This is a genomic window from Kitasatospora hibisci (assembly GCF_043950205.1).
In the GTDB taxonomy this organism is placed as follows: Bacteria; Actinomycetota; Actinomycetes; order Streptomycetales; family Streptomycetaceae; genus Kitasatospora; species Kitasatospora hibisci.
Window position 1 is genome coordinate 2,806,534 of the sequence record NZ_CP171642.1, and the last position, 12,722, is coordinate 2,819,255.

General features: G+C 70.9%; 11 protein-coding genes. 4 read left to right on the plus strand and 7 right to left on the minus strand.

What is annotated here, in order from left to right; all coding sequences use genetic code 11:
* Window positions 1-27 precede the first annotated feature (27 nt).
* Window positions 28-1,503 (minus strand): gamma-aminobutyraldehyde dehydrogenase, encoded by a 1,476-nt coding sequence (locus tag ACF9IK_RS11880; protein ID WP_395294203.1) that lies wholly within the window; start codon window positions 1,501-1,503, stop codon window positions 28-30.
* A 270-nt stretch (window positions 1,504-1,773) separates the two neighbouring features.
* Between ACF9IK_RS11880 and ACF9IK_RS11885 the strand changes: the two genes are divergently transcribed.
* From ACF9IK_RS11885 to ACF9IK_RS11900, 4 genes are all read left to right on the plus strand, one after another.
* Window positions 1,774-2,247, plus strand: a complete 474-nt coding sequence (locus tag ACF9IK_RS11885) for an Lrp/AsnC family transcriptional regulator (RefSeq protein ID WP_030243538.1) — start codon at window positions 1,774-1,776, stop codon at window positions 2,245-2,247.
* A complete protein-coding gene (locus ACF9IK_RS11890) occupies window positions 2,244-3,638 on the plus strand; it encodes an aspartate aminotransferase family protein (protein ID WP_395294204.1) in 1,395 nt (464 codons plus the stop codon). The genes ACF9IK_RS11885 and ACF9IK_RS11890 overlap by 4 nt, the downstream gene beginning before the upstream one ends.
* 212 nt (window positions 3,639-3,850) lie before the next feature.
* Window positions 3,851-4,678, plus strand: coding sequence for an ABC transporter ATP-binding protein (locus ACF9IK_RS11895; RefSeq protein ID WP_395294205.1), 828 nt, complete (start codon window positions 3,851-3,853; stop codon window positions 4,676-4,678).
* Window positions 4,679-4,705: 27 nt separating this feature from the next.
* A complete protein-coding gene (locus tag ACF9IK_RS11900) occupies window positions 4,706-5,857 on the plus strand; it encodes a hypothetical protein (RefSeq protein WP_395294206.1) in 1,152 nt (383 codons plus the stop codon).
* Between the two features lie 57 nt (window positions 5,858-5,914).
* Here the strand turns inward: ACF9IK_RS11900 and rlmN are convergent, their stop codons facing one another.
* From rlmN to rpsB, 6 genes are all read right to left on the minus strand, one after another.
* A complete protein-coding gene (rlmN, locus tag ACF9IK_RS11905; protein WP_395294207.1) occupies window positions 5,915-7,015 on the minus strand; it encodes a 23S rRNA (adenine(2503)-C(2))-methyltransferase RlmN in 1,101 nt (366 codons plus the stop codon).
* Window positions 7,016-7,168: 153 nt separating this feature from the next.
* On the minus strand, window positions 7,169-8,311 hold the full coding sequence (locus ACF9IK_RS11910; RefSeq protein WP_428846367.1) for a phosphatidate cytidylyltransferase: 1,143 nt from the start codon (window positions 8,309-8,311) through the stop codon (window positions 7,169-7,171).
* A 188-nt stretch (window positions 8,312-8,499) separates the two neighbouring features.
* Window positions 8,500-9,057 (minus strand): ribosome recycling factor, encoded by a 558-nt coding sequence (gene frr, locus ACF9IK_RS11915; RefSeq protein ID WP_238864015.1) that lies wholly within the window; start codon window positions 9,055-9,057, stop codon window positions 8,500-8,502.
* 119 nt (window positions 9,058-9,176) lie between these two features.
* Entirely contained in the window at window positions 9,177-9,941 is a 765-nt protein-coding gene (gene pyrH, locus ACF9IK_RS11920) for a UMP kinase (protein ID WP_238864016.1), read from the minus strand.
* Window positions 9,942-10,202: 261 nt separating this feature from the next.
* On the minus strand, window positions 10,203-11,042 hold the full coding sequence (gene tsf, locus ACF9IK_RS11925) for a translation elongation factor Ts (protein WP_238864017.1): 840 nt from the start codon (window positions 11,040-11,042) through the stop codon (window positions 10,203-10,205).
* A 129-nt stretch (window positions 11,043-11,171) separates the two neighbouring features.
* Complete coding sequence (gene rpsB, locus ACF9IK_RS11930) at window positions 11,172-12,029, minus strand: 30S ribosomal protein S2 (protein WP_395294209.1); 858 nt, start codon at window positions 12,027-12,029, stop codon at window positions 11,172-11,174.
* Window positions 12,030-12,722 lie beyond the last annotated feature (693 nt).

A 12,722-nucleotide genomic window follows, 5' to 3' on the forward strand; every position in this document is an offset into this window, starting at 1 on the left:
CGGCGATCACACGGTCGGCAGCCGCACTCAGATGGCCGTCATCACGTGCTTCACGCGGGTGTAGTCCTCGAAGCCGTAGGAGGAGAGGTCCTTGCCGTAGCCGGACTTCTTGAAGCCACCGTGCGGCATCTCGGCGACCAGCGGGATGTGGGTGTTGATCCAGACGCAGCCGAAGTCCAGGCGGCGCGACATCCGCATGGCGCGGGCGTGGTCCTTGGTCCACACCGAGGAGGCCAGGGCGTACTCCACCCCGTTGGCGTAGCCGACGGCCTGGTCCTCGTCGGAGAACTTCTGCACGGTGATGACCGGGCCGAAGACCTCGTTCTGGATGATCTCGTCGTCCTGGTTCAGGCCGGAGACGACGGTCGGGGCGTAGAAGTAGCCCTTGTCGCCGACCTGGTGGCCACCGGCCTCGACCTTGGCGTGGGAGGGCAGGCGCTCGATGAAGCCGGAGACCTGCTTCAGCTGGTTGGCGTTGTTCAGCGGGCCGTAGAGCACGTCCTCGTCGTCCACGCCACCGGTCTTGGTCTCGGCCGCGGCCTTGGCCAGCGCCTCGACGAAGGCGTCGTGGATCGACTCGTGCACCAGCACGCGGGTGGCGGCGGTGCAGTCCTGGCCGGCGTTGAAGAAGCCCGCGACCGAGATGCCCTCGACGGCCTCGGCGATGTCGGCGTCCTCGAAGACCACGACCGGCGCCTTGCCGCCCAGCTCCAGGTGGACACGCTTGACGTCCTTGGAGGCGGACTCGGCGACCGAGATGCCGGCGCGCACCGAGCCGGTGATGGAGGCCATCGCCGGGGTCTTGTGCTCGACCATCAGCTTGCCGGTCTCGCGGTCACCGCAGATGACGTTGAAGACGCCGGCCGGCAGCTCCATGTCCTTGAGGATGCCGCCGATGATCTCGGCCAGCAGAACGGTGGAGGCCGGGGTGGTGTCGGACGGCTTGAGCACGACGGTGTTGCCCGCGGCGATGGCGGGGGCGAACTTCCAGACCGCCATCATCATCGGGTAGTTCCACGGTGCGACCTGGGCGCAGACGCCGACCGGCTCGCGGCGGATGATCGAGGTCATCCCGTCCATGTACTCGCCCGCGGCCTTGCCCTCCAGCAGGCGGGCGGCGCCGGCGAAGAAGCGGATCTGGTCCACCATCGGGCCGATCTCCTCGGAGAGGGTCAGCCCGCGGGGCTTTCCGGTGTTGCGCACCTCGGCGTCGACGATCTCGTCGGCACGGGCCTCGACCGCGTCCGCGATCTTGAGGAGCAGCTTCTGCCGGGTGCTCGGGGTGGCGTCGCGCCAGGCCGGGAAGGCGGCGTCCGCCGAGGCCATGGCGGCGTCCACGTCGCCCGCGCCGGACAGCGGAGAGGTCGCGTACACCTCACCGGTGGTGGGGTCGACGATGTCGAGCGTGCGGCCGTCCGCCGCATCGACGAACTCACCGTTGATGTAGTTGCGCAGCGTGCGAAGGTCGCTCACGGGTCTCTCCTCGGTCTGGGCCTGCGGCATTGCAGATTCCGGCGCCATGGTACGTCGACGGGCCCGCCGGACGAAGGCGCCGAGTGGCCGGGCCCACTGCGGCGCGGTCCACTGGTTCGGCGGAACGCGCGCGGGGCTGCGGGGCTGCGCGCGTACCGCGGCCAGGGTAGCCGGATCACTGCCGGATTCGACAGGCCAAGTCCGCTAAAGCGATGAAATCCGTATGCGATTTCCAAGATCGCGACGAAATCAGCAGTTTCCGCGCTTGCGAACAGGGGAACGATCGGGCACAGTGGCGGCGTGGCCAACCGCGACCGGAACGCCAGCGTTCCCCTCGACGCCGCCTCCAAGGCGATCATCGAACAGCTCCAGGAGGACGGGCGCCGCCCGTACGCCGCCATCGGCAAGGCCGTCGGCCTGTCCGAGGCGGCAGTGCGGCAGCGCGTCCAGAAGCTGCTCGACCAGGGCGTGATGCAGATCGTCGCCGTCACCGACCCGCTCACCGTCGGCTTCACCCGCCAGGCGATGGTCGGGATCCGGGTCGAGGGTGACATCGAGCCCGTCGCCGACGCGTTGGCCGCCCTCGACGAGGTCGACTACGTCGTCTGCACCGCAGGCTCGTTCGATCTCCTGGCCGAACTGGTCTGCGAGGACGACGAGCACCTGCTCGAACTGATCAACAAGCGCATCCGCGCGCTTCCCGGCGTGCGGAGCACCGAGAGCTTCGTTTACCTGAAGCTCCGGAAACAGACCTACACCTGGGGCACCCGATGACAGCCGACCCGGCGCAGAAGGACCTTTCCAAGACCGCCTACGACCACCTGTGGATGCACTTCACCCGCATGTCGTCGTACGAGAACTCCCCCGTGCCGACGATCGTCAAGGGCGAAGGCACCTACATCTGGGACGACAAGGGCCGGAAGTACATCGACGGCCTGGCCGGCCTGTTCGTCGTGCAGGCCGGTCACGGCCGCACCGAGCTCGCCGAGGTCGCCGCCAAGCAGGCCAAGGAACTCGCGTTCTTCCCGATCTGGAGCTACGCGCACCCCAAGGCCGTCGAGCTGGCCGAGCGCCTGGCCAACTACGCCCCGGGCGACCTGAACAAGGTCTTCTTCTCCACCGGTGGCGGCGAGGCCGTCGAGACCGCCTGGAAGCTTGCCAAGCAGTACTTCAAGCTCATCGGCAAGCCGACCAAGTACAAGGTCATCTCGCGCGCCATCGCCTACCACGGCACCCCGCAGGGCGCCCTGTCGATCACCGGCCTGCCGGGCCTGAAGGCCCCGTTCGAGCCCCTGGTGCCGGGCACCCACAAGGCCCCGAACACCAACATCTACCGCGCCCCGCACTACCTCGAAGGCCCCGACGGCACCGTCGACCCCGAGGCGTACGGCCGCTGGTGCGCCGACCAGGTCGAGGAGGCCATCCTCTTCGAGGGCCCCGAGACCGTCGCCGCCGTCTTCGTCGAGCCGGTGCAGAACGCCGGCGGCTGCTTCCCGCCGCCGCCCGGGTACTTCCAGCGCCTGCGCGAGATCTGCGACCGCCACGACGTGCTGATGGTCTCGGACGAGGTCATCTGCGCCTTCGGCCGCCTCGGCACCATGTTCGGCGCCGACAAGTTCGGCTACGTGCCGGACATGATCACCTGCGCCAAGGGCATGACCTCGGGCTACTCCCCGATCGGCGCCACGATCATCTCGGACCGCATCGCCGAACCGTTCTACAAGGGCGACAACACCTTCCTGCACGGCTACACCTTCGCCGGCCACCCGGTCTCCTCGGCCGTGGCGCTCGCCAACCTCGACATCTTCGAGCGCGAGGGCCTGAACCAGCACGTGCTCGACAACGAGTCGCGTTTCCTGAACACCCTGAGCAAGCTGCGCGACCTGCCGATCGTCGGCGACGTCCGCGGCAACGGGTACTTCTACGGCATCGAGCTCGTCAAGGACAAGGTCACCAAGGAGACCTTCAACGACGACGAGACCGAGCGCGTGCTCTACGGCTTCCTGTCGAAGGCGCTCTTCGACAACGGCCTGTACTGCCGCGCCGACGACCGTGGCGACCCGGTCGTCCAGCTGGCCCCGCCGCTGATCTCCGACCAGTCGACCTTCGACGAGATCGAGCAGATCCTGCGGACCAGCCTCACCGACGCATGGGCGAAGCTCTGATCCCCCAGATCCTCCTTCCCCACCCTCCGCCGAAGGGCGGTCCCGCCTCCCGCGGGGCCGTCCTTCGGTGTTTTCGGACGATCGCCCGCACCAAACACGCCTGATTGCGGGTGATTTGCCCTTGATGGGCCAGTGCGCCGCAACCGCGCCAGGGCCCGATCGTTCTAATCTGACGACTGTCATATCCCTGCGGCCATCCAGGATGGAACCTCATGTCAGCGGCCCCGCCTGACAACGACGTGCTGTGGGCCCGGGGGATCGTCAAGTCCCATCACGGCACCCCCGCCCTGCGCGGAATCTCGCTCGGCATCCGGGAGGGCGAGGTCCTCGCCGTCACCGGACCGCGCGGCTCCGGCAAGAGCACACTGCTCGGCTGCCTCTCCGCCCTCCTCCCGGTCGACGACGGCGAGGTCTGGTTCAACAGCGCCCCGGTGCACACCCTCGGCCGGGCCGGACGCGAGCGGCTGCGCCGCGATCGCTTCGGCTTCGTCGGCTCCGAGCCGCACCTGGTGCCGGAGCTGACGGCACGCGAGAACGTCGCCCTGCCGCTGCTGCTCGCCGGCGCCGGCAACAAGGCCGCCTACACCGCGGCCGACGAGTGGCTGGAACGCCTCGACGTCGGCGAGGTCGGCCGGATCCGGCCCGACCGGCTGGTCCAGAGCCAGCGGCAGCGGATCGCCGTCGCCCGCGCGCTCGCCCCGCTGCCGCCGGTCGTCTTCGCCGACGACCCCACCGCCCCGCTGCACCGCGAGGCCGCCGACCAGGTGCTGCGGATACTCACCAGCGCGGCGCGCTCGCACCAGCTCACCCTCGTCCTGGCGACCCACGACCCCGAGCTCGTCCGGTACGCCGACCGCTCCGTCGCCCTCGTCGACGGGCGGCTCGCCGCACCCGCCGCGCCCGTCCGGCGCCACGCCACCGCGACACCGGGGATGGCCGGGACCGCCGCACCGGATGCCGCCTCGACGGGGAGCGCTTCGCCGGATGCCGCCTCGACGGATGCCGCCGGGGCGTCCGCCGTGTCGGCCACGCGCCGCTGACGCCGCCCCGCCGCTGAAAGAGTCGACGTGTTCTATCTCCGCCTCGCCCGGGGCTACCGGGTGCTCGACCTCGGCCGCTGGCTGCTGACCGCACTGGCCGGCGCGGTCGTCGCCGCCTTCCTGCTGCGCGCCCTCGGCCGGGCGATGAGCGACCCTGCCGACGGCACCGCCGCCCTCGCGCGCCTGCTCTGGTGCCTGCCACCGCTGGCCGCGGTCGCCTGGTTCGCCGCCGTCGCCGCCCGCGCCGTGCCCACCCGACGGCCCGAGCGGATCACCGGTCTCACCACCGCCGGGGCCGGCGCGGCCCGGATCCGCGCCCTGATCGCCGGCGAGGTCGCGCTCGCCTGCACCCTCGGCTCGGCGCTGACCCTGCTGCTCTTCCTGGTCCTGCGCAACGACATCGCCGGCCCCTCGCTCGCCCCCGAACTCGGCATGGGCGTCGCACTGCCCGCCGCCGCCCCCGTCGCCCTGCTCGCCCTGGTGCCGTTCACCGCCGGCGTCGCCGCCGCCGGGGCCGTCCCGCTCGCCGAGACCCTGCCCGGCCGCCGCCGGCCCACCCGGACCGGCTTCGGTGTGCTGCGGATCGCGCTGCCGGTCGGCCTGGCCGTGAGCGGCCTCGCGCTGGAGCTGATCGCGCTGCGCACCGGCGCCGCCGTCGACGGCCGACCGGTCCACCTGCCGGCCGGACTCGGCACGACCAGCGTGGCCGCTCTCGGCGGCTGGGCGGCGTGCGCCCTCGGCCTCGCGATGCTGACCGGCCCACTGCTCTACTGGGCCGGGCGGCTGCTCGCGCTCGGCCGGCCGACCCCGCTGCGGCTGCTCGCCGGAAGGGGCTTGACCGCCCAGGCCCGTCGGCTCGGCCCTCCGCTGGCCGTCCTCGCCCTCGCGCTCGCGCTGGTACTCACCACCATCCGCTACTGGATCGGCGAACCCGGCAGTGCCGACGCCCTGCCCGCCGTGGAGGCCGGACTGGTGCTCGGCTGCACGGCGGCCGCGGTGGTCTCCCGGCTCGCCGAGCTGCGCACCGACCGCCAGGACGTCGCCGACGCGCTGCTGATGCTCGGCGCCGCGCCACGGCTCCTGGTCGGGGCGGTCGCGCTGCGGGTACTGGCAGTCGGCACCGTGCTGCTGGTCACCGGCGGTCTGACCGCCGTCCTGGCGGCCGCCGGGCTGCACTGAGGCCGCCACGCCGGGGCGTGGCGGCCCGGGGACACTCCCTGGTGCGGCGCGGTCGGCTCAGCCCGCAGCGGCGAGCTGGCCGCAGGCCCCGTCGATCTCCTGGCCGCGAGTGTCCCGAACGGTGGTCGGCACGCCGTGCGCCTGCAGCCGGCGGACGAACTCGCGCTCGTCCTCGGGACGGGAGGCCGTCCACTTCGAACCCGGGGTCGGGTTCAGCGGGATCAGGTTGACGTGCACCCGGTGGTTCTTGATCAGGCGGCCGAGCAGGTCCGCCCGCCACGCCTGGTCGTTGATGTCCTTGATCAGCGCGTACTCGATGGAGATGCGGCGGCCGGACTTCTCCGCGTAGTTCCACGCGGCGTCGAGCACCTCGGCGACCTTCCACCGGGTGTTCACGGGCACCAGCTCGTCGCGCAGCTCGTCGTCCGGTGCGTGCAGGGAGAGCGCGAGGCGGCAGGAGAGCCCCTCGTCCGCCAGCCGGTTCATCGCCGGGACGAGACCGACCGTCGAGACGGTGATGCCTCGCTGGGAGAGGCCGAAGCCGTCCGGCGCCGGGTCGGTCAGCCGGCGGATCGCGGCCAGCACCCGGTTGTAGTTGGCGAGCGGCTCGCCCATGCCCATGAAGACCACGTTGGAGAGCCTGGCCTCGCCGCCCGGGATCTCGCCGCCCTTGAGCGCCCGCATGCCGGCGGCGATCTGCTCCACGATCTCGGCGGTGGAGAGGTTGCGGGTCAGACCGGCCTGGCCGGTCGCGCAGAACGGACAGTTCATGCCGCAGCCGGCCTGCGAGCTGATGCACATGGTGACCCGGTCCGGATAGCGCATCAGCACCGACTCGACGAGCGTGCCGTCGAACAGCTTCCAGAGCGTCTTGCGGGTGGTGTCGTCGTCGCACGAGACGTGCCGGACCACCGACATCAGCTCGGGCAGCAGGCCCTCGGTGAGCTTCTCCCGGCTGGCGGCGGGGATGTCCGTCCAGCTCGCCGGGTCGTTCGACATCCGGCCGAAGTAGTGGTTGGAGAGCTGCTTCGCGCGGAACGGCTGCTCGCCCAGCTCGGCGACGGCCTCCTTGCGCTCGGCGGGGCTGAGGTCGGCGAGGTGTCGCGGGGGCTTGGCGCCGCGCGGCGCGACAAACGTGAGTTCTCCGGGCTTAGGCATGGTCCATCCAGTGTCGCAGACCGCGCGGGCTCGCCGGACAAGCGCGAGGGCCCCGGGAGACCGCCTTGGGCGTCCGGGGCCCTCGCGGCCGGAAGGTGTGGCCGGGGTGTGCGGCCGGGGTGTGCGGCCGGGCAGGCCGTGGGTGCCGTCCGGCTAGCTGCCGACGAAGGCCGCCAGGAGCAGCCAGACCACCGGGGCGGTCGGCAGGAGCGAGTCCAGCCGGTCCATGATCCCGCCGTGGCCGGGCAGCAGCGTGCCCATGTCCTTGATGCCGAGGTCGCGCTTGATCATCGACTCGCCCAGGTCGCCCAGGGTGGCGGTGACCGCCGCGCAGCCCCCCAGGATCAGGCCCTGCCACCAGCTGCCGTCGTCGATGATCAGCTGCATCAGCAATGCGCCCGCCAGCATCGACAGCGCGATGCCGCCGGCCAGGCCCTCGCGGGTCTTGCCCGGGCTGATCGTGGGCGCCAGCTTGGTCTTGCCGAACTTGTAGCCGACGGCGTAGGCGCCGGTGTCGCTGCAGATCGTGACGATCAGGAAGAGCACGATGCGCTGCGCGCCGTCGTCCGCCGCCAGCATCATCGCGACGAAAGTGGCCAGGAACGGCACGTAGAAGGCGGTGAACACGCCCGCCGTTATGTCCCGGAGGTAGTTCTCCGGCGGTTCGGCCATCCGCCAGACCATCACCGCGAGCCCGGTCAGCGCCAGCGAGGCCGCCGCCCACTGCACGCCGGACCAGTAGCCGGTGGCGATCATCGCGATGCCACCCGCGACCAGCGGGACCAACGGCGCCTTGATCTGCTTGCGCTCGGACAGCCGGCTGGTCAGCTCCCAGATGCCGACCGAGACCGCTGCCATCACCACGACCAGGAACAGCGCCTTGACGACGAACAGCGAGGCGATGATCACGGCGCCGAGGCCGACCCCGACGCCTATCGCGGCCTGGAGGTTGCGACCGCCGCGCTGCTTGCGCTGCTGCTGCTGCGGCTGCGGGTCGGGCTGGGCCACGGGTGTCTCCTGCCCTGGGTGGAACGACGGCACGGGGTGGGGCTGCCCCGCCGCCGGGTGGTTCTGCGGCGGCGCGGGATACGCCGACGCCCCCGGGTACGGCTGACCGCCGGGACCGGGGGTGGGCGCGGCGTCGTCGGCGATCGCGCGCAGCACGACCGTCTCCGCCGCACCCGGCACCGCCGCCGCGGGCTGCTCGTCCCGGAACAGCGGGCCGCTCAGCCGCCCGGCCTCCCGGGCCGGCCCCTCGACGGGGTCGGGCCCGGGATCGGCCGGTACGGGAGGCATGACCTGAGTCTGCTCCGCGTCGCCGCGCCAGGACACCGGAGGCTGCTGCGAGTGACCCGTTCGGTGGCCGGGGTCACCCGCAGCGGCGCCGGGAACACCCGGCTCCGCTGCGGGCTGGTACGGCCGGTACTGCTGGTACTGCTGGTCGGATGGGCCCCAGTAGCCAGGGGCGTCAGGGGCGTCGTTCATCAGACTTCGAGCAGCTCGGCTTCCTTGTGCTTCAGCAGCTCGTCGACGGTCGCCACGTACTTCGCCGTGGTGTCGTCGAGCTCCTTCTCCGCGCGGCGGCCGTCGTCCTCGCCGACCTCGCCGTCCTTGACCAGCTTGTCGATGGCGTCCTTGGCCTTGCGGCGCACGGCGCGGATCGAGACCTTGGCGTCCTCGCCCTTGCTACGGGCGAGCTTGATGTACTCGCGACGGCGCTCCTCGGTGAGCTCGGGGAGCACCACCCGGATGATGGAACCGTCGTTGGACGGGTTGACGCCCAGGTCGGAGTCGCGGATCGCCTGCTCGATGGCCTTCAGCGCGGTCTTGTCGAACGGCGAGACGACCGCCATCCGCGGCTCCGGCACGGAGAAGGAGGCCAGCTGGTTGATCGGCGTCACGGCGCCGTAGTACTCGGCCACGATCTTGGCGAACATCGCCGGGTGGGCGCGGCCGGTGCGGATGGCGGCCAGGTCGTCCTTGGCGACGTTGACGGCCTTCTCCATCTTCTCCTCGGCCTCGAGGAGGGTCTCTTCGATCACTGTGTACTCCCTGTCCGGTTCATCTGCTGTTGTCCCGACCGATGGCGGCGTCGAGGCCGGTCACGCTGCGGGGACCGGCGACCGCGGTGCCGACGCCGCCCCGTACGGCTGTGTGCTGCTCAGGCCCGGACAGAATCCTGGCTGATGAGTGTGCCGATCTTCTCACTCTTCACCGCCCGCGCGATATTGCCCTCGGCCAGCAGCTCGAAGACCAGCATCGGGAGGTTGTTGTCCTTGCAGAGCGTGATCGCGGTGAGGTCGGCGACCTTGAGGTCGCGCGCGATGACCTCGGAGTACTCCAGCGCGTCGAACTTGACCGCGTCCGGGTTGGTCCGGGGGTCCGAGTCGTAGACGCCGTCCACGCCGTTCTTGCCCATCAGCAGGACGTCGGCGTGGATCTCCAGCGCACGCTGGACCGCCGTGGTGTCGGTGGAGAAGTACGGCATGCCCATACCGGCGCCGAAGATCACCACACGGCCCTTCTCCAGGTGCCGGACGGCCCGCAGGGGCAGGTAGGGCTCGGCGACCTGGCCCATGGTGATGGCGGTCTGGACGCGGGTCTCGATGCCTTCCTTGACCAGGAAGTCCTGGAGGGCGAGGCAGTTCATCACGGTGCCGAGCATGCCCATGTAGTCGGAGCGGGCCCGGTCCATGCCGCGGACCTGCAGCTCCGCACCACGGAAGAAGTTGCCGCCGCCGATGACCACGGCTACCTCGGTACCGGCGCGGACGACCGTGGCGATCTCACGGGCGATCGCGTGCACGACGTCCGGGTCGACGCCGAGTCCGCCGCCGCCGGCGAAGGCCTCACCGGACAGCTTCAGCAGCACCCGGCGGCGCGAGCCGGCCTGCGGGTCCAGCGCGGTCTCCTGCGTCTCCTGCATGGACTTCTCCTTCTACACCTACTGGTTCACAGGCGCGGGTGTGCGGGTCTCCCGGCCTGCGCGTACACGCGAGGAGGCCACTGCCGCGGGAACCGGTACGGTGTCCTGCACGGCAATGGCCTCCTCGTCGTTCATGGTGCCGACGCGGCCCGCCCTCAGACGGATGACGCTGGGCGAGCCCGTTCGGCGTCCCTCCCGCCCTGGTCAGCGGGCGGGGGCGGTTCCCAGCCTAAGCGCGCCGGGAGTCCGGTGGAACGTGGCTCAGGCGCCGACGCGGAACCGGGCGAAGCGCTTGAGGGCGACGCCGTTCTCCTCGAGGACCTTGGCGACGGACTTCTTGTTGTCCTTGGCGAAGGCCTGCTCCAGGACGGAGTTCTCCTTCACGAAGCCGGTGACGCGACCCTCGACGATCTTCGGCAGGGCGGCCTCGGGCTTGCCCTCCTCGCGAGCGGTGGCCTCGGCGACGCGGCGCTCGTTCTCAAGGTCCTCGGCCGGGATGTCCTCGCGGGACAGGTACTTCGGGGCGAAGGCGGCGATGTGCTGCGCGACGTCCTTGGCGACCTCGGCGTTCTCCTTGTCCAGCTCGACCAGGACGCCGACGGCCGGCGGCAGGTCGGGGCTGGTCTTGTGCAGGTAGACCGCCACGAAGCCGTCACCGTCGAACTGGGCGAAGCGACGGAAGACGATCTTCTCGCCCAGGGTCGCGTTGGCCTCGTCGACGAACTGCTGGACGGTCTTGCCGGCCTCGATCTCGGAAGCCAGGGCGGCGTCCAGGTCGGCCGGGGCGGTCTTCGCGACGTGCGCGGCGATCGCGTCGGCGACCTTGACGAAGTTGTCACCCTTGGCGACGAAGTCGGTCTCGCAGTTCAGCTCGACCAGAACGCCGGACTTCTTGTCCTCGGCGATCAGCGCGGCAACGGCGCCGTTGGAGGCGTCGCGGCCCTCGCGCTTGGCAACGCCCTTCTGGCCCTTGATGCGCAGGAGCTCGACGGCCTTCTGGACGTCGCCCTCGGCCTCGTCCAGGGCCTTCTTGCAGTCCATCATGCCGGCGCCGGTGAGCTCACGGAGCTTCTTGACGTCCGCGGCGGTGAAGTTCGCCATGGTGTGAATCTCTTCTCGCGTCTCGCGTGTCTGCGTGGGGTTGCGCCGGGACCGCTGGTTCGGTCCCGGCGCGGGAGAGAGGGGCACCTACCGGTGTCGTACCGGCGGGTGCCCCTCACCCTTGGTACGTCAGGCCTGCTCGGCCGGAGCCTCGGCGGCGGGAGCCTCGGCGGCGGGGGCCTCGGCGGCGGCGGGGGCCTCGTCAGCCTTCTTCTCGCCCTCCAGGAGGTCCTTCTCCCAGTCGGCCAGCGGCTGGTCGGCGCCCGGCTCGGCCTTCGCGTCGCCCTTGGCGACACCCGCGCGGGCCTTGAGGCCCTCGGCGACGGCGTCGGCGATCACACGGGTCAGCAGGGTGACGGAGCGGATCGCGTCGTCGTTGCCCGGGATCTTGTAGTCGACCTCGTCGGGGTCGCAGTTGGTGTCGAGGATGGCGACGACCGGGATGTTGAGCTTCCGGGCCTCGCCGACCGCGATGTGCTCCTTCTTGGTGTCCACGATCCAGACGGCGCTGGGAACGCGCTGCATGTCGCGGATACCGCCGAGGGTCTTCTCCAGCTTGTCGTGCTCGCGCTGCAGGACCAGGAGCTCCTTCTTGGTGAGGCCGGAACCGGCCACGTCCGAGAAGTCCAGCTCGCCGAGCTCCTTGAGGCGCTGCAGGCGCTTGTAGACGGTCGAGAAGTTGGTCAGCATGCCGCCGAGCCAGCGCTGGTTCACGTAGGGCATGCCCACGCGGGTGGCCTGCTCGGCGATGGCCTCCTGGGCCTGCTTCTTCGTGCCGACGAAGAGGACGCTGCCGCCGTGGGCAACGGTCTCCTTGATGAACTCGAAGGCGCGGTCGATGTAGTTCAGCGACTGCAGGAGGTCGATGATGTAGATGCCGTTGCGCTCGGTGATGATGAAGCGCTTCATCTTCGGGTTCCAGCGGCGGGTCTGGTGACCGAAGTGGACGCCGCTCTCCAGCAGCTCCCGCATCGTGACGACGGCCATAGCCGTGCTCCTCAGGTGTTGCGCCCGGATCTCGCGCAGTCGTCGTCACGGTGCGCACGGCGGCGCTCCCGCTCGGGCGTCTGCGAACGGCCGGGTCAGGCTCGGTTTTGTCCGTGGCGGCCAGGTGACAGCCACGCCTGACGCCCCGAACGTGCCGAGCCGCTTCCACCCGAGCGGTCCGGGGACCGGTCGGGCTCGGCGGACCGAGCGGCACTCGCACCTGGCGGGGGCGGCGGCCGAGCCGCATCCGTCCACCGGTGGCGGGGCGTGCGAAGTCGACCCGGCGGACCGGGTCGCGTGTGAAGTGTACGGGAAGCGCCGAGCGCCGGGCGACTCCAACGGGCTCGGGGGCGGGGCGGAGGGGGGCGGAGGTGGGGCGGAGGTGGGGCGGGGCTGGCGTGTGGGGTCGACGGCCGGTGCGAGCGTGCGGGTGGGGCAGCGCGGGCGCTGCACATCCCCAGGGCTGTACACCCTCGGGAGTGACGGCGGCAATCGTGGGGGTGGAAGCGACGTCCTGCGGGGGACCCCCTTTGTCCACAGGGCCCGGATTGTCCACAGGAATCGGGGGCGGGCTGGTGGGGGCGGCCGACCACCGGAAGCCTCGGCCGTATGAGTGCTGTCCGCGTGACTACTGCTGTCGGGGGCGCCGGTTCGGCTCCTGTGCTCCGGCTTCCGTTCCGGGTTCGGCCCTGG

Bases quoted from the DNA above. Each gene is read 5' to 3' on its own strand.
- tsf (WP_238864017.1), bottom strand. From the start codon at position 11,042: ATGGCGAACTTCACCGCCGCGGACGTCAAGAAGCTCCGTGAGCTCACC.
- pyrH (WP_238864016.1), bottom strand. From the start codon at position 9,941: ATGCAGGAGACGCAGGAGACCGCGCTGGACCCGCAGGCCGGCTCGCGC.
- rlmN (WP_395294207.1), bottom strand. From the start codon at position 7,015: ATGCCTAAGCCCGGAGAACTCACGTTTGTCGCGCCGCGCGGCGCCAAG.
- ACF9IK_RS11890 (WP_395294204.1), top strand. From the start codon at position 2,244: ATGACAGCCGACCCGGCGCAGAAGGACCTTTCCAAGACCGCCTACGAC.
- ACF9IK_RS11880 (WP_395294203.1), bottom strand. From the start codon at position 1,503: ATGCCGCAGGCCCAGACCGAGGAGAGACCCGTGAGCGACCTTCGCACG.
- ACF9IK_RS11895 (WP_395294205.1), top strand. From the start codon at position 3,851: ATGTCAGCGGCCCCGCCTGACAACGACGTGCTGTGGGCCCGGGGGATC.
- rpsB (WP_395294209.1), bottom strand. From the start codon at position 12,029: ATGGCCGTCGTCACGATGCGGGAGCTGCTGGAGAGCGGCGTCCACTTC.
- ACF9IK_RS11910 (WP_428846367.1), bottom strand. From the start codon at position 8,311: ATGCCTCCCGTACCGGCCGATCCCGGGCCCGACCCCGTCGAGGGGCCG.